Raw genomic sequence first — 16,027 nt, forward strand, 5'->3', positions numbered from 1 at the left:
AACATCGTGCACAAGAAATCAATCTTCTTACAGTGCCTGGAAATGCAAGACCAGCCCTCCAGTCCGCTCCATTACGAAATATCCGGATAATCTCCACGACGCACTAAATCCTATATCGTCTCTACCAAGCCAGCCCTGAGCGATGTCGCATGCAATTAAAGGGGAGTGGCATTTCAGCGCACTAGAACAAGTCATCACCGCAACATCTTCTATCCAACCCAATTACAGAACCATCCTACTGAGCAAGAAGACGTATCTGTAGGAACTCTCTGATATTTCAAAGAACACGAAAAAGTGCATTGACGACATTTGAAACGCGTGCTCTTATTCAAGCATCCGATAACCAATTCACACACGCCCAGTAACCGTACCTAAAGTTACTGCACGCGCTTATACCTTTCGACAAAGCTAATGGATTTTCGCTTCGCGTATGACTCGCTTAAAAATAACTAAATGAGGCTCCGCAATGCGTGACATGAAAGCCAGATCCATGCAAGATTTCTCTACACTCTTCATAAGCAATTTTGACAAGCATATTGAGAGGCTCAAAATACCTGAGCGAGAATACATCAACGGCTTGCGTCATAGACCGCTGCTTGCTCAAATAGAACGCGCAAGTGAAATAAAAGCAATGCTGGAAGATGTATTTCACCACCCTGAGACAGTCTTGTCCCAGCAGCGAGCCGAGCGTGCACTACTTACCTTTCTCGACAAACGAAATGCAGACATTGGCCTGTTAAGTTTCTTTCATGGATGGAACGAAACACACAAGACAACAAGTCTGGTGTCGGCCAAACTGATCGTGCGGCTATCCCGGGACGCCCTGTACGTCAACATTGCGGAACAACATATGCACAACACTGTAATGGCGCATATGTACGAGGTAGCGAAAGATTACTTGGGTTTGGGACACTCCGGCCATGACGGAATGTTTCCGAGCATGGCTGCAGCATTCGGAGCTCACGGCTGGGAGAATTGCCAGTACTCAGTAGATGAATGCAGCGAATTTTCTGAGTTTCTATACCGGACCGGTGTAGCAGGACATAAACTCCCTGTCGAGTCTGATCAATACAGATACGCTGTGATAAACGCAATGATGACCGCTGTGGCTTCAGAACTGTGGAACGGAAGCGAATATAATTTTCTAGCGCAATATATAAACAATAAAATCATAGACATGCACCCCTCTCTAGTCAACGACAACGTCGCACTGCGCAAGGCGAATGGATATGTAATGAGCCACTCCGGCACCGTTGAAAGTCGCCATGGTTTACACGCGCTAGCTGCTGTGCAGAAGTACCATCAACTCGCCAACTTGGATTTCGATCTATGTAAATTCAAGGAAAAGATGATTGATTATAATCAGCGCGTCGGCAAAGCCTTCTGCTCTCTGCATCAAGCCCTTTTACAGCACGGACTTGGTGGTCAATTCATCGACGGGCAATGAAAACGGCCATCCTCCACGCCATAAACTCGGTATCATTTATGACCGTTGACTATGCATTGTTAGCTTTAGGGTTCTTTGCTTTCTGCGGTGGTTTAATTGACGCAGCGGTGGGGGGAGGTGGACTAATACAAGTTCCCGCTCTATTGCACGCGCTCCCTCAGTACAGCCTGGCTACCGTTTTCGGGACGAACAAACTAGCGGTGCTAGCAGGCACGTTAACATCAACACTTCGCTATGCAAGAAACATCAGAATAAAATGGAAGCTTGTGGCACCCATGTCGTTATCTGCACTCGCATCTTCCTATCTCGGGGCTTATTCTGTATCAATTATTCCCAAAATTTTAATGGAGTACGTGGTTTTTAGTCTTCTTATAACCATGGCGACGTACACCTTCTTCAAAAAGGATTTCGGCCACGTCGACCGGAATTTAGATCTGACTACTCGAACCGTACTACTCGGTACTGTCTTGGGAGGGGCTATTGGTTTCTATGATGGTATCTTCGGTCCTGGTAGCGGCAGTCTCCTACTGTTCGTATTTGTCCGGTTTTTCGGGTTTGACTTTCTCAATGCCTCAGTATCAGCAAAGCTGGTAAACGTGGGGACCTTCGGTGCAGCACTGGTATTTTTCATATCATCAGGGAATGTTTTGTGGATGATCGGCGGACTGGTGGCTGCCTGCAACATCGCTGGTTCTGTGACAGGCGTATTCCTGGCGCTGCGATACGGAAGCGGATTGATCAGAACCCTCTTTCTACTAATCTTGGTCTTTCTGATTGGAAGACTGGGCGTGTCTTTGTTCTTATAAATTACCTCCACCGAGACTGCACTGACCCGTTACGCTAGCGGGCCCGATTGACTTGACCACTGGGTTTACCCCCACCACTGCCGTGAGGGATGTTCGTGCCCGGTATGTATGCGGCCCATCCAGAATGGCTAAAGGAGCCCTGACAGTCTGCGATGCCAGGGCTCAGCCGTAACAACTTAGAACCTGCTCCTTACTGAATCTGCTCCGGCGTCACGATCACCCAGTTTTTGTCTGCCGTCACCGGTAACCCTTCCTTGGCCTGCGCCGCCGCATTCTTCGCGATCATCCCGTTCAACTGGTCCATGTATTTGGCTTTGCGGTTTATCCACAGATGGATGCCACCCTTGCTCACGTCGACGCCATGGAACTGCATGTAACCATCGCTGGTGGGTGTATCGCCGCCGACCAGCACTGGCTTCTTCCATTGATCGATATAGGTCAAAATCGCCGCCTGTTTGCCCGCCATCCAGGTTGCCGGCGTCCACAGATAAGGCGTGAGTTCCAGTCGCTCGTTGGCCTTGGCATCGTAGTGTCCCTCGGCGACCTGCTTGCGCGCGGTCGTCACCTGGCCGCTAGCGCGGTCCTTGAGCAGCAGGCTGACACCGATCACGTTCTGCGGTTTGACGTTGTAACCATATTTGGGATCCGAGGCGACCATGCGTACCAGTTCCTCGGAAGCCGCAGACACCACATAGACCTCGATGCCGTTCTCCATCAATTTGTTGTACAGCTCAGCCTGGCCCTTGAACACCTTCGGCGGCTGCACCTCTATAGACTTGACCTGGTCACCTTCGTAATAGGTGCTGGGGATCGGCTTGTTGGCGGCCATCAGCTCATCCACCTGCACTTTCAGTTCCTTCAAGGTGAACCCCGAGAACACCTGGGCCACCCACGGATAGCAGACCATGTCGTCGATTTCACACAGGCGGTAGTAGTAGCTGAACAGCGTTTCCTTGTGCTCGGCGGTGTCCTTGAAGGGTATGAGCTTGAGCGACGGATCGAGCTTGTCGCGGGTCAGCAGGCCTTTGTTTTCCATGAAAGGCAGCAGGGCCTCTTCGAGGTCATAGCGGTAACTGGTGTTGTCCATGTCGAACACCGCGAAGTTACCTTTGTGGGCGTTGGCAGCAATCATGGCATTCAACTGCCGGGCGGCGTCCGCCGGCCAGTGCTGGAGCTCGGTGGCAAAGGATTCGACACAGCACAGCAGGGCCAAGCCGCCCGCGAGGGCTTTCGAAGCGAACTTCATGTGCGTTTCTCCTGAAAAGACCCAAAGACGCTAGTGCAATCATCCAGGTTCGCGGGCTCCGACAGCGACCCTCATGCAGCTCTGGGCGTCGTGGACGTAGGTGTGAGCGACGTGCCTATATTCCAAAAACGACTATGCAAATTATTTTTGGATATAAGTTCGTTTGTTTTCAGCCTGTTAGCATTTGCGTTCGCAATCGCTCACAGAAGCGACGCCCCCTACTGCATTCTCCTGGAGCTTCAATGAACCTGCCGCTGTCTCTCAACCTGCTGGCGTTCCTGGCCCTGCTGCTGGGCCTGGCACAAACCCGCCGCACCGACTGGAGCCTGGCCAAGAAGGTGTTACTCGGTCTGGTGCTGGGCGTGGTCTTCGGCCTGGCCCTGCACACGGTCTACGGCGCCGGCCACCCGGTGCTCAAGGCCACCATCGGCTGGCTCGACCTGGTCGGCAACGGCTATGTCGGCCTGCTGCAGATGATCGTCATGCCGCTGATCTTCGCGTCGATCCTCAGTGCCGTGGCACGCTTGCACAATGCCTCGATGCTCGGCCGCATCAGTGTGCTGACTATCGGCACACTACTGCTGACCACCGCCATCGCCGCCCTGATCGGCATCAGCCTGACCAACCTGTTCGGTCTGAGCGCTGAAGGCCTGGTGGCCGGGGTGCAAGAACACGCGCGCCTGCAGGCCATCCACAGCGACTACGCCGGCAAGGTCGCCGACATCAACGTTCCGCAGCTGCTGCTGTCGTTCATCCCCAGCAACCCGATCGGCGACCTGGCCCGGGCACGACCGACTTCGATCATCGCCGTGGTGATCTTCGCAGTATTCGTAGGCCTTGCCGCGCTGCAACTGATCAAGGATGACGCCGCCCAGGGCGAGCGCGCCCTGTCGGCCATCGATACCCTGCAAGCGTGGGTCATGCGTCTGGTGCGTGTGGTGATGCGGCTCACGCCCTATGGCGTACTGGCCTTGATGACCAAGGTGGTCGCCAGCTCCAACCTGGACGACATCCTCAAGCTCGGCAGCTTCGTATTGGTGTCGTACTTGGGCCTGGGGTTGATGTTCGGGGTGCACGCCATCATCCAGGCGTTGACCGGCGTCAATCCGCTGCGGTTCCTGCGCAAGGTTTGGCCAGTGCTGACCTTCGCCTTCACCAGCCGCTCCAGCGCTGCCAGCATTCCACTGAACATCGAAGCGCAGACCCGCCGCTTGGGCGTGCCGCAGTCGATCGCCAGTTTCAGTGCCTCGTTCGGCACCACCATCGGCCAGAACGGCTGCGCCGGACTGTACCCGGCGATGCTGGCGGTGATGGTCGCCCCGACCGTGGGCATCGACCCGTTCGACCCCTTGTGGATCGCCACGCTGGTGGCCATCGTCACCCTGAGTTCGGCCGGGGTGGCCGGGGTGGGCGGTGGCGCGACCTTCGCCGCCCTGATCGTGCTCCCGGCCATGGGCCTGCCAGTCGAATTGGTGGCGCTGCTGATTTCCGTGGAGCCGCTGATCGACATGGGCCGCACGGCGTTGAACGTGAATGGTTCGATGACCGCGGGCGTGGTGACCAGCCAACTGCTCAAGGAAACCGACAAAGACTTGTTGGGCGGCGATGAGCATGCCGAGTTGAAGCACTCCTGAGCTATCGGGGCTGCAGTGCAGCCCCGATAAACTCAACGCTTGTCCCAAACCTCGAAATGATACGCAGGCTTGCCTTCTTCAGCCTGCGCCTCGCTCGACACCCGCTGCCACTGCGCCATATCGAATTCGGGGAACCAGGCGTCGCCCTCCGGCTGCAGCTCGACCCGGGTCAGGTACATCCGGCTCACCAGCCCCTTCTCCAACGCCTGCGCGTACAACTGCGCCCCGCCGATCAGCATCAACTCGCCCACGCCTTGTTCGCGCGCCCATTGCTCGGCTCGCACCAGCGCAGCCTCCAGCGAAGCGAACACCTCGGCACCAGCCAATTGCAGACCCGGCTGACGACTGACCACGACGTTCAGCCGCCCCGGTAACGGCCGCCCCAGCGAATCCCAGGTCTTGCGGCCCATGATGATCGGCTTGCCCAGGGTGGTTGCCTTGAAGTACTTGAAGTCCCCCGGCAGGTGCCAGGGCATGGAATTGTCGATGCCGATGACGCGGTTCTCGGCATGAGCCGCGATCAGGCTGAGGGGAAGTGATGTATTCATGCCGGCGAGGATAGCACCCGGCGTGTGGGTTATGCTTCTGCCCTGAACCGTGCAATGGAAGAGCTTGTGACTGCACCTACATCACTGGACAAACGTTGGCTCACCGAAGCGGTGCGCCTGCGCGAGGAACAGGCTGGTCCCCTGGAGGATCAGGAAGCCAACCGCCATGCCCGACAGCAAGGCGGCGACCTGGCTACGCGGATCGAGACCCGGGCGCTGTTCCTGGCCGAGCGCGACGGCATGAGCGCCGCCCTGGGTCGCTGGAAGCAAGGCGCTCGCCTGGCGCTGTTGGCCCTGGCGCTGCTGGCCGTGGTCAGCGGCTCTGGGCTGGCCTTCGCCGCCTTGGGCGATGGCCAGCGACCGGTCAACGTATTCTGGGCCTTGGGCAGCCTGTTGGGGCTCAACCTGCTGATGCTGCTGGGCTGGGCTGCGGGTCTGATGCTCAGCGGCGAGCATGGCGCCAGCCTCGGGCGGTTGTGGCTGTGGTTGAGCGAACGCTTCGCCCGCGATGCCAAGGCCGCCCAGCTGGCCCCCGCCCTGCTCGTGCTGCTGCAACGCCAGCGCCTGAACCGCTGGCTGTTGGGCGCGCTGGTGCATGGCCTGTGGCTACTGGCGATGCTGACGGCAGTCGCCATGCTTCTGGCATTGCTGGCCACCCGCCGCTATGGCTTCGTCTGGGAAACCACGTTGCTGGCGGCCGAACCGTTCATTCGCCTGACCCAGACCCTCGGCGCCCTGCCCTCGCTGCTGGGCTTCGCCGTGCCGGACGAAACCATGATCCGCGCCAGCGGCGCGACCCTTCCGGCCCTGGACATCGCCCGTCAGGCCTGGGCCAGTTGGTTGCTCGGCGTAGTCCTGGTTTATGGCCTGCTGCCCCGCCTGCTGTTGGCCGGCCTGTGCCTGTGGCGCTGGCGCCAGGGCCGCGAGCGCCTGGCCCTGGACCTCAGCCTGCCGGGCTATGCGCAACTGCGCGAGGTCCTGATGCCGCGCAGCGAGCGGATCGGTGTGCAGGATGCCGCGCCCGAGAGCTTGCCGCAATTCCAGGCCGGCCAGTTGGAAAGCGGCAGCAGCGGTGCCCTTCTGGTCGGCCTCGAACTGGACGAGCAGCGCCCCTGGCCGCCGGCAATGCCCAAGGCTGTGACCAACGCCGGCGTGCTCGACAGCCGCGAGTCGCGCAACCGCCTGCTCGAACAGCTCAGCCGCTTTCCGCCGGCGCGCCTGGCCATCGCCTGCGACCCGCGTCGCTCGCCCGACCGCGGCAGCCTGGCACTGCTCGCCGAGCTGGCACGTTACGCCGGTGCGACGCGCATCTGGCTGCTCCAGGCCGAGCCGGGCCAGGCCCTGGACGCGCAACGCTTGGGCGATTGGCACGAAGCCCTCGACCGCCTCGGCCTGCCCCACGCCGACACCTCGCCCCTGACCTGGCTGGAGCATGGCCATGACTGAGCCGCTGAAACTGGCCGTGGTCGGCCACACCAACGTCGGCAAGACCTCGCTGCTGCGCACCCTGACCCGCGACATCGGCTTCGGCGAGGTTTCCCACCGTCCGAGCACCACCCGCCACGTCGAAGGTGCACGCCTGTCGGTGGACGGCGAGCCACTGCTTGAACTCTATGACACCCCTGGCCTGGAAGACGCCATCGCCCTGCTCGACTACCTGGAACGCCTGGAGCGCCCAGGCGAACGCCTGGACGGTCCGGCGCGCCTCGCTCGCTTCCTGCAAGGCAGCGAGGCCCGCCAGCGATTCGAACAGGAGGCCAAGGTGCTGCGCCAGTTGCTGGCCAGCGATGCCGGCCTGTATGTGATCGACGTACGCGAGCCGGTGCTGGCCAAGTACCGCGACGAGCTGGAGGTGCTCGCCGGCTGCGGCAAGCCATTGCTGCCGGTGCTGAACTTCGTGGCCAGCGACCAGCACCGCGAGCCCGAATGGCGCGAAGCCCTGGCCCGCCTTGGCCTGCATGCGCTGGTGCGGTTCGACAGCGTGGCGCCGCCAGAAGATGGCGAGCGGCGCCTCTACGAAAGCCTGGCGTTGCTGCTCGAAGATGCCCGCCCGGCCCTGCAACGGCTGATCGACGACCAGCAGGCGCAGCGTCTGGCCCGCCAGCACAGCGGCAAGCGCCTGATCGCCGAACTGCTGCTCGACTGCGCCGCCTGCCGGCGCAGTGTCCAGGCCGAACCTGCCGCCGAAGCCAAGGCCATCGAGGCGCTGCGCCAAGACGTTCGCCAGCGCGAGCAACGCTGCGTCGAGGCATTGCTCAAGCTGTATGCCTTCCGCCGCGAGGACGCCAACGCGGGAGACCTGCCACTGCTCGATGGCCGCTGGGGCGATGACCTGTTCAACCCTGAAACCCTGAAATTGCTCGGTGTACGCCTGGGCAGCGGCGTGGCAGCGGGTGCCGCAGCCGGAGCCGGGGTCGACCTGCTGGTGGGCGGGCTGACCCTCGGCATCGCCGCACTGGCCGGTGCCGTTGCCGGAGGCGCACTGCAAACGGCGCGCAACTATGGGTCGCGGCTGATGGGCAAGCTCAAGGGGCAGCGGGAACTGACCGTGGATGACACCGTGCTGCGGTTGCTGGCCTTGCGCCAACAGCAGTTGATGGCGGCGCTGGACCGCCGTGGGCATGCAGCGCAGGACAGCATTCGCCTCGCACCGCTGGATGAAAAGGCCTGGCGCGAAGGCAAGCTGCCGGAGGCCTTGAGCAAGGCAAGGGCGCACCCGCAGTGGTCGACGCTCAACCCAGGGGCGAAGGTGAACCAGGCGGAGCGGCAGGAGCAACTCGAGGCGCTGGTTTTGCAGATTTAAGGGGGCTTGAAGGGCTGGCTTGAGAGGTGTAGCGCCGTTGAGATCGAGCGCCGCCCGCGCGGCGCTCGATCTCATGAACACCACACCCCTCAAGACAGACCCTACTGCGCCACCTTCTCCGACTTGCCGTCATAGCGCTTGCGCCACTCGGCCAGAATCTGGTCGCGGTTCTTCGAAGCCCAGGCGAAGTCGTTCTTGATCAACCGCTGTTCATAGTCGGCCGGCAGTTCTGTCTGGGGTTTGGCGATCCCGGGCGCGGCCAATACCGCGAAGTTTTCCTTGTACAGCTCCATCGCCGCCGGGCTTGCCGAGAAATCGGCAAGGCGCCTGGCGGCATCGGCCTTGGCCGAGCCCTTGATCACCGCGGTGGCCTCGATTTCCCAACCCAGACCTTCCTTGGGCAGCACGATGTCCAGCGGCGCGCCCTGGCGCTTGAGCTGTACTGCCGGGTACTCGAACGAGATACCGATTGGGAATTCACCCGACGCCGCCAGCTTGCAAGGCTTGGAACCGGAGTGAACGTATTGGCCGATGTTCTGGTGCAGGTCATCCATGTAGGTCCAGCCCTGCGGCTCGCCAAAGGTCTGCAGCCAGGCGCTCACGTCGAGGAAGCCCGTGCCGGACGAGGCCGGGTTGGGCATGACTATCTTGCCCCTGTACTCAGGCTTGGTCAGGTCCTGCCAGCTCACCGGCTTGCTCAAGCCCTGCCTCTCGGCCTCGATGGTGTTGAAGCAGATGGTCGCGGCCCATACGTCCATGCCGACCCAGGCCGGCGGATTGGCCGCATCGCGGTAGTTGGGCGAAATCTTGCCCAGGTCTTTCGGTGCGTAGGCTTCAAGCATGCCGTTCTGGTCGAGGATGGCCAGGCTGGACGCTGCGAGCCCCCAGACCGCATCCGCCTGTGGGCGGTCTTTTTCGGCCAGCAGTTTGGCGATGATGATCCCGGTGGAGTCACGCACCCATTTGATCTCGATGTCCGGGTTGGCCTTTTCGAACGCCTGCTTGTAGCTGCGCAGCTGCTCGGCTTCCAGGGCGGTGTAGACGGTCAACTGGGTGGCTGCGGCCGAAGCCTGCAGGCAGAAGACGGCGGATACGGCAGCGGCAAGTGCGAGGGGCTTGAACATGATGCGGTTCCTATCGTTTGGGCAATCGGTCAGTGACCGGGCGCACGTTGGCGCCAGGCCTGGGAGCGGCGCAGCAGGCCACGCGAAGCCGCGGCCAGCAGCAGGGACGCGGCAGCACTGGTGAGCAGGATCAGGGTCGACATGGCGGCAGCACCACCGACGTTGCCGGCGTCGTCCATGTTCAGCACCGCGACGGCAGCCAGGATGGTGTCGGGGCTGTAGAGGAAGATCGCCGCCGAGACGGTGGTCATCGCCGAGACGAACAGGTAGCGAACGATATCCAGCAGCGCAGGCAGGCAGATCGGCACGGTGACCCGTACGAAGTGCTTGTACAGCGGCGCCTTGAGCGACAGCGCGGCGGCCTCGAACTCGCCATCGAGCTGGCGCAGCGCGGTGGTCGCGGTCATCTGCGCAGTGGTCAGGTAGTGAGCGACGGTGCACAGCACCAACAGCGCCATGCTGCCGTAGAACACGTGCAACGGGTTGCCGGCGAAGTTGAAGAAGAATACGTAACCCAGCCCCAGCACCAGGCCCGGCACCGCCATGGGGATGAAGCTCAGCAGGCGCAGGATCTGGTTGAGCAGGCGCTGACCCTGGGTCTTCTCCATCAGGTAGGCCCCGGTGAAGATCACCAGGCTGCCGACCAGCGCGGTGCAAATGGCCATGGTCACGCTATTGCGGTAGGCCAGCCAGCCACCGCCTGCCGTGTCCTCGAACAGGTAGTGCTTGAACGACAAGGTCAGGTTGTATGGCCAAAAGGTGACCAGCGACGAGTACACCGCCATGCCGATCACCACCAGCAGCACCGCGCAGACCAACGCCACCACGGTCAGGAAGCAGGCATCACGCATCCGTGACGGCTTGGGCTCGAAGACCTGGGCACGACCACTCATGGCGTCGCCCTGACGTCGTCGCAGCCAGGCATCGACGGCGAAGCTCAGCAGCGCCGGCACCAGCAGCACCATGCCGATCAACGCACCACGGCCGAACTGTTGCTGACCGACCACCGCCTTGTACGCCTCCAGTGCCAGCACCTGGTAGTCGCCACCGACCACGACCGGAACGCCGAAGTCGGTGATGGTCAAGGTGAACACCAGGCAGAAAGCCGCGAATACCGCCTGGCGCGACGCCGGCCAGGTGATGCTGGAGAACGCCCGCCACGGCCCGGCACCCATGCTCGACGCCGCATCGAACAGCCGCGCATCGGCCAGCGACAGGGCCGAGAGCAGGATCATCAGCGCATGCGGGAAGGTGTAGATGGCTTCGCCCAGAACGATGCCCCAGAAACCATAGATGTTGTCGCTGAGCAAATGGCGCAGCAGGCCCTGGTTGCCGAACAGGTAGACCAGGGCGATGGCCGGCAGCATCGACGGCGCCAGCAGCGGCAACAGCGAGATGCCGCGCCATAGGCCCTTGGCTGGGATCAGCGTGCGTTGCAGGGCATAGGCGAACAGATAGGCCAGCGGCACCACGACGGCGGCCACGGTGCAGGCGACCGCCAGACTGTTGCCCAGCAGCCAGCGGAAGTTGGCACTGGCGAACATCTCGCGTGCCGCCAGCAAGCCACCGCCCTGTCCGGCGTCACCGCTCAAACCACGCCAGAAGATCGCCAGCAACGGCATCACCACCGCCAGCAGCAGGAGCACCAGCAGCAAGCTCTTACCGCCGATCACGAACAATCGATCGCCCGCGGCAGTGGCAGCGTACGAGGCACGCTTGGCCTGTCCGAGGGGCAGGGTCATTGGCGCGGCCATCTCAGGCGAACACCTGCAGGCTGTGCGGCGGCACGGCCACCCAGATGTCTTGCGAGCCCAGACATGGCATGGCTTCCGGCGCCAGCTCGGCAAGCAACGAATGACCTGGCAGGGCCTTGAACTCGAAGCTCATGCGGCAACGGTTGCCAAGGAAGGTAATCTCGTTGAGCTTGGCCGGGAACAGGTTTTCCTCGTGCACCAATGGGTTGACGGTGATCGCTTCCGGGCGGCAGAACAGTCGGCCATTGGCCAACGGCGCAACACCCGGGGCCAAGCGCATATTCATGCCACCGACCTGCGCATGGCTGTCGCTGCTGCGCTGGAACGGCAACCAATTGCCTTGGCCGACGAAATCAGCAACGAACGGCGTGGCCGGGCGCTCGTAGATGGCCTGCGGTGGGGCGTACTGCTCGACCTGGCCGTTATTCATCACGGCGATACGGTCGGCCATCAGCATGGCCTCGTCCTGGTTGTGGGTCACCATCAGCGTGGTGATGCCGAGCTGGCGTTGCAGTTGGCGCAGTTCACCGCACAAGTGCTCGCGGACACGGGCGTCGAGCGCCGACATCGGCTCATCGAGCAGCAACAACGAAGGTGCCGGGGCCAGCGCCCGGGCCAGCGCCACCCGCTGCTGCTGACCACCGGACAACTGGCCGGGGTATTTCTTTTCGCTGCCGGCAAGGCCAACCAGTTCGAGCATCTCGGCCACTCGCTGGCGACTCGCGTCGCGGCCACTGCCGGTCAGGCCGTAGGCGATGTTGGCCTCGACCGTGAGGTTGGGGAACAGCGCGTAGGACTGGAACAGGATGCCGTAATCACGGGCCTGGGGCGGCAGTTCGGAGATGTCTCGCTCGCCGATATACAGCTCGCCGCGGTCTTGGCGCTCGAGCCCGGCGATGCAGCGCAACAGGGTGGTCTTGCCACAGTCCGACGGGCCCAGCAGGCACACGAGCTCGCCAGCGGAAACGTCCAGCGAGACATCGTTGAGCGCGGTGAAGGCGCCGAAACGTTTGTGGATACCGCGCACTTTCATCTGTGCGCCTGGAGTGGCGTGGTTCATGGCGAGGCCTCATCGAACAAGTGAGGCCATGCTAGGAAGGCAGTGCGAAGGTTGTGTGGCTTTAGGGCAAAAGCGGGTGATAGTGGTATAGGTAGATTTTGTAGTGAACTTGAGGGCCCTTTCGCGGGCAAGCCCGCTCCTACAGGTACTGCACGGAGCCAGAGAGCGAAGCAGTACCTGTGGGAACGGGCTTGCCCGCGAAGAAGACGACGCTAGAACTGCGACCCGGCCACTTCCTGCGCCACCCCCAGAAAGGCCGCCGGCAACCGGGCCTGGCGCCGCTCTTTCAGGCAATACAGGTATTCGTGCATCACCGGCGCATCCTCCAGCGCCAACACCCGCAGCTCGGCGTTATGCGGCACCTCATGGCGGGCGATGACGCTGATGCCGATGTTGCGCAGCACCGCCTCGCGGATCGACTCGCGGCTGCCGATCTCCAACAGCGTCCCGGCCTTGACCCCCGCCGCCTGCATCATCTGCTCGGTGAGCCTGCGCGTGATCGAACCCTGCTCACGCATCAACAGGCAGTGCCCGGCCAGGGCCTCGATGGACACGCTCTGGCGTTGCGCCAGCGGGTGATTGCGGTGTACGGCCACCACCAACGGGTCGGTCCCCAGCACCCGCCGCACCAGGCGCGTGTCTTCGACCAGTTGCGACGAAGCCGCGATATCGACCCGGTAGTCCTCGAGCAATTCCAGCACCTGCTGAGAGTTGCCGATCTCCATCGCCACCTCGACCTGGGGCAGTCGCTCGCGGAAAATCTTCACCAGGTCGAGGATGTAGTAAGGCGCCGTGGCGGCGATACGCAGGTTGCCCTGCTGTTGGCCGCTGTTACGCAATTCGAACTCGATGTCGGCCTCCTGCTGGAGCAGCGCCTTGACCCTAGGCAGCAGGCGTGCGCCCGCTTCGCTCAGCACCAGACGCCGGCCCCCGCGGAAGAACAGCTCCACCGCGTATTGGCTCTCCAGGTTGCGGATCTGGGTGGTCACCGTCGGCTGGCTGAGCCCGAGCTTCTTCGCCGCCTGGGTGATGCTGCCCAGACGGGCCACCATGTAGAAGGCTTTGAGCTCGGCACTCAGCATTGCAGGACCTCATTACTTGCGCAGCAGGCGCAGACCGTTGAACACCACCAGCAGGCTCACGCCCATGTCGGCGAACACCGCCATCCACAGAGTGGCCATACCGGCAAAGGTGATCGCCAGGAAAATCGCCTTGATGCCCAACGCCAGAACGATGTTCTGCATCAGGATCGCCGCACTTTGGCGGGACAGCCTGACGAACGCGGGGATTTTGCGCAAGTCGTCATCCATCAGCGCCACATCGGCAGTCTCGATAGCCGTGTCGGTGCCAGCCGCAGCCATGGCAAAGCCGATCTCGGCGCGGGCCAGGGCCGGCGCGTCGTTGATACCATCGCCGACCATGCCCACCCGATGGCCCTCGGCATATAGCCGCTCGATGCTCTGCAGCTTATCGGCGGGCAGCAGGTCGCCTTCGGCGCGGTCGATGCCCACCTGGGCGGCGATGGCCTGGGCAGTGTGCGGATTGTCACCGGTGAGCATGACCGTCTTGATCCCCAGCCCATGCAATTCGGCGATGGCCTCGCGGCTGCTGTCCTTGACCGTGTCAGCCACGGCGAACAGCGCCAGCGGGCCGGCGCGGTCGAGCAACAGGACCACGGTCTTGCCTTGGCGCTCCAGGGCATCGAGCTGCACCTCCAGTGCCGGCGAGCACAGCCCCAACTCCTCGACCAGGCGGTGATTGCCCAGATGGTAGGTTTCACCGTCGATCTCACCGCGCACGCCACGGCCCGCCAGGGCAGCGAAACCATCGACCTCGCTCAGCGGCAAGCCCTGCGCTTTGGCGAACTGGGCAATGGCGCCCGAGACCGGATGGTCCGAGCGCTCGGCCAGGCTGGCGGCCAGCGCCTGGGCCCGGCCTTCGACCCGTGGGTCGAGCACCTGGGCGTCGGTCTGCACCGGCTTGCCATGGGTCAGCGTGCCGGTCTTGTCCAAGGCCAGGAGGTCCAGCTTACGGCCGCCCTCCAGGTACACCCCCCCCTTGATCAGGATGCCTTTACGCGCCGCGGCAGCCAGTCCGCTGACGATGGTCACCGGGGTAGAGATCACCAAGGCACAGGGGCAGGCCACCACCAGCAACACCAGGGCCCGGTAAACCCAGTCGAACCAGGCAGCGGCCATGAACAGCGGCGGAATGATCGCCACGGCCAACGCCAAGGCGAACACCGCTGGGGTGTACACCCGCGAGAAGCGGTCGACGAAGCGCTGCGTGGGTGCCCGCGCACCTTGCGCCTCCTCCACCGCCTTGACGATCCGCGCCAGAGTCGATTGCCCGGCAGCGGCCGTGACCCGGTACTCCAACGCACCAGCCTGGTTGATCGTGCCGGCGAACAACTGATCGCCCACGGTCTTCTCGACCGGCAGGCTTTCACCGGTGATAGGTGCCTGATCGACACTGGACTGCCCGCTGGTGACCTCACCGTCCAGACCGACCCGCTCACCGGGGCGCAGTCGCACACACGCGCCCACCGTTACCTCACGGACCTCGACCTCGCGCCACTGGCCGTCCGCTTGCCTGACCGTGGCCATGTCCGGAGTCAGCTGCATCAGGCCGCTGATGGCATTGCGCGCGCGATCCAGCGAGCGCGCCTCGATCAGTTCGGCGACGGTGAACAGCACCATCACCATGGCGGCCTCCGGCCACTGGCCGATCAGTACCGCGCCGGTCACGGCGATGCTCATCAGCGCGTTGATGTTCAGATTGCGATTCTTCAGGGCGATCCAGCCCTTCTTGTAGGTCCCCAGGCCACAACCAAGGATGGCGGCCAACGCCAACAGCGCCACGACCCACTCAGGGGCGAGCGCTGCGAAGTGCACGATCTCCGCAGCGATCGCGGCGGCGCCAGACAGTGCCAGCGGCCACCAGCGGGTCGCATGGGACTGCGCTGCGCTGCCAATGACCTCCTCGGCAGCATCGAGCGGCTCGGCTTTCATGCCCAAGCTGTCGATGGCGCGCTCGATCTCGATGGTATCGCCCAATGTGTGGCGCACCCCGAGAACGCGGTTGATCAGGTTGAACTCCAACTGCTCGATGCCTGCCAGCTTGCCCAGCTTGTCCTGGATCAGAGTCTGCTCGGTGGGGCAGTCCATGGCCTCGATGCGAAAACGGCTGAGCTGAGCCGAGTCGCTGGCGTCCTGGGTCAATTGCACCCGGGATGGCGCGGCATGCGAGCCACAGCACGCGTGGGCGTGGGCGTGGGCATGTGCGTTGGCATGCTCGTGATCATGATCGTGGCTGACAGGCTGGTTCATGGGATCGTCCTTAAATGGGCCTGTTGCCAAGTGAACACCCTGTAGCCACTATAGGGTCAAGCCATCTGCTGGAGTTTCGCCCTTGACATCCTCCCCGCCCTACAGGACGGGGATTCCTACAGGTAGACGGCCATGCCCGACCGCGAGAATGTTCTTCGCCGCGTTAATGTCGCGGTCGTGAGTGACACCACACTCACACGTCCATTCTCTTATTCCAAGGCCGGTCCTACCTTTCGGACTACTGGGCGGGAGTACGCCGCAATGCGAACAGGCTTG

General features: G+C 62.2%; 13 protein-coding genes. 5 read left to right on the forward strand and 8 right to left on the reverse strand.

What is annotated here, in order from left to right; genetic code table 11:
• The first annotated feature begins 466 nt into the window (after positions 1-466).
• Both KY379_RS07995 and KY379_RS08000 read left to right on the forward strand, forming a co-directional pair.
• Complete coding sequence (locus KY379_RS07995; protein WP_261239593.1) at positions 467-1,447, forward strand: hypothetical protein; 981 nt, start codon at positions 467-469, stop codon at positions 1,445-1,447.
• A 38-nt stretch (positions 1,448-1,485) separates the two neighbouring features.
• Positions 1,486-2,253, forward strand: a complete 768-nt coding sequence (locus tag KY379_RS08000) for a sulfite exporter TauE/SafE family protein (protein WP_196171324.1) — start codon at positions 1,486-1,488, stop codon at positions 2,251-2,253.
• A 190-nt stretch (positions 2,254-2,443) separates the two neighbouring features.
• On the opposite strand, the gene KY379_RS08005 is transcribed toward KY379_RS08000, so the two are convergent.
• A complete protein-coding gene (locus tag KY379_RS08005; protein WP_133325124.1) occupies positions 2,444-3,499 on the reverse strand; it encodes a haloacid dehalogenase-like hydrolase in 1,056 nt (351 codons plus the stop codon).
• Positions 3,500-3,741: 242 nt separating this feature from the next.
• On the opposite strand from KY379_RS08005, the gene KY379_RS08010 reads away from it, so the two are divergent.
• Positions 3,742-5,133 carry an L-cystine transporter gene (locus tag KY379_RS08010; protein ID WP_133325126.1) on the forward strand — a complete coding sequence of 464 codons (1,392 nt, stop codon included), beginning with the start codon at positions 3,742-3,744 and terminating at the stop codon, positions 5,131-5,133.
• 32 nt (positions 5,134-5,165) lie between these two features.
• On the opposite strand, the gene KY379_RS08015 is transcribed toward KY379_RS08010, so the two are convergent.
• Positions 5,166-5,681, reverse strand: coding sequence for a dihydrofolate reductase (locus KY379_RS08015; RefSeq protein WP_261239594.1), 516 nt, complete (start codon positions 5,679-5,681; stop codon positions 5,166-5,168).
• Between the two features lie 54 nt (positions 5,682-5,735).
• Here KY379_RS08015 and KY379_RS08020 point away from each other — a divergent pair, with 54 nt between their 5' ends.
• On the forward strand, positions 5,736-7,127 hold the full coding sequence (locus KY379_RS08020; RefSeq protein ID WP_261239595.1) for a DUF2868 domain-containing protein: 1,392 nt from the start codon (positions 5,736-5,738) through the stop codon (positions 7,125-7,127).
• Entirely contained in the window at positions 7,120-8,484 is a 1,365-nt protein-coding gene (locus KY379_RS08025; RefSeq protein ID WP_133325132.1) for a GTPase/DUF3482 domain-containing protein, read from the forward strand. Before KY379_RS08020 ends, KY379_RS08025 begins: the two co-directional genes overlap by 8 nt.
• Positions 8,485-8,585: 101 nt before the next feature.
• On the opposite strand, the gene KY379_RS08030 is transcribed toward KY379_RS08025, so the two are convergent.
• The 6 genes from KY379_RS08030 to KY379_RS08055 all read right to left on the reverse strand — a co-directional run.
• A complete protein-coding gene (locus tag KY379_RS08030; protein WP_261239596.1) occupies positions 8,586-9,608 on the reverse strand; it encodes a putative 2-aminoethylphosphonate ABC transporter substrate-binding protein in 1,023 nt (340 codons plus the stop codon).
• A 29-nt stretch (positions 9,609-9,637) separates the two neighbouring features.
• Positions 9,638-11,362, reverse strand: coding sequence for a putative 2-aminoethylphosphonate ABC transporter permease subunit (locus KY379_RS08035; protein ID WP_133325136.1), 1,725 nt, complete (start codon positions 11,360-11,362; stop codon positions 9,638-9,640).
• 1 nt (position 11,363) lies between these two features.
• Positions 11,364-12,422, reverse strand: a complete 1,059-nt coding sequence (locus tag KY379_RS08040) for a putative 2-aminoethylphosphonate ABC transporter ATP-binding protein (RefSeq protein ID WP_261239598.1) — start codon at positions 12,420-12,422, stop codon at positions 11,364-11,366.
• A 212-nt stretch (positions 12,423-12,634) separates the two neighbouring features.
• Positions 12,635-13,504, reverse strand: coding sequence for a LysR family transcriptional regulator (locus KY379_RS08045; RefSeq protein WP_261239599.1), 870 nt, complete (start codon positions 13,502-13,504; stop codon positions 12,635-12,637).
• A gap of 12 nt (positions 13,505-13,516) precedes the next feature.
• Positions 13,517-15,751 carry a heavy metal translocating P-type ATPase gene (locus KY379_RS08050; RefSeq protein WP_261239600.1) on the reverse strand — a complete coding sequence of 745 codons (2,235 nt, stop codon included), beginning with the start codon at positions 15,749-15,751 and terminating at the stop codon, positions 13,517-13,519.
• A gap of 99 nt (positions 15,752-15,850) precedes the next feature.
• The coding region (locus KY379_RS08055) for a transposase (protein ID WP_261239603.1) at positions 15,851-16,027 on the reverse strand (177 nt) is incomplete at its 5' end.

Source organism: Pseudomonas sp. HD6422 (assembly GCF_025377065.1).
Classification (GTDB): Bacteria; Pseudomonadota; Gammaproteobacteria; order Pseudomonadales; family Pseudomonadaceae; genus Aquipseudomonas; species Aquipseudomonas putida_U.

Bases quoted from the DNA above. Each gene is read 5' to 3' on its own strand.
- KY379_RS08030 (WP_261239596.1), bottom strand. From the start codon at position 9,608: ATGTTCAAGCCCCTCGCACTTGCCGCTGCCGTATCCGCCGTCTTCTGC.
- KY379_RS08000 (WP_196171324.1), top strand. From the start codon at position 1,486: ATGACCGTTGACTATGCATTGTTAGCTTTAGGGTTCTTTGCTTTCTGC.
- KY379_RS08010 (WP_133325126.1), top strand. From the start codon at position 3,742: ATGAACCTGCCGCTGTCTCTCAACCTGCTGGCGTTCCTGGCCCTGCTG.
- KY379_RS07995 (WP_261239593.1), top strand. From the start codon at position 467: ATGCGTGACATGAAAGCCAGATCCATGCAAGATTTCTCTACACTCTTC.
- KY379_RS08050 (WP_261239600.1), bottom strand. From the start codon at position 15,751: ATGAACCAGCCTGTCAGCCACGATCATGATCACGAGCATGCCAACGCA.
- KY379_RS08015 (WP_261239594.1), bottom strand. From the start codon at position 5,681: ATGAATACATCACTTCCCCTCAGCCTGATCGCGGCTCATGCCGAGAAC.
- KY379_RS08035 (WP_133325136.1), bottom strand. From the start codon at position 11,362: ATGGCCGCGCCAATGACCCTGCCCCTCGGACAGGCCAAGCGTGCCTCG.
- KY379_RS08020 (WP_261239595.1), top strand. From the start codon at position 5,736: ATGGAAGAGCTTGTGACTGCACCTACATCACTGGACAAACGTTGGCTC.
- KY379_RS08005 (WP_133325124.1), bottom strand. From the start codon at position 3,499: ATGAAGTTCGCTTCGAAAGCCCTCGCGGGCGGCTTGGCCCTGCTGTGC.
- KY379_RS08040 (WP_261239598.1), bottom strand. From the start codon at position 12,422: ATGAACCACGCCACTCCAGGCGCACAGATGAAAGTGCGCGGTATCCAC.
- KY379_RS08045 (WP_261239599.1), bottom strand. From the start codon at position 13,504: ATGCTGAGTGCCGAGCTCAAAGCCTTCTACATGGTGGCCCGTCTGGGC.
- KY379_RS08025 (WP_133325132.1), top strand. From the start codon at position 7,120: ATGACTGAGCCGCTGAAACTGGCCGTGGTCGGCCACACCAACGTCGGC.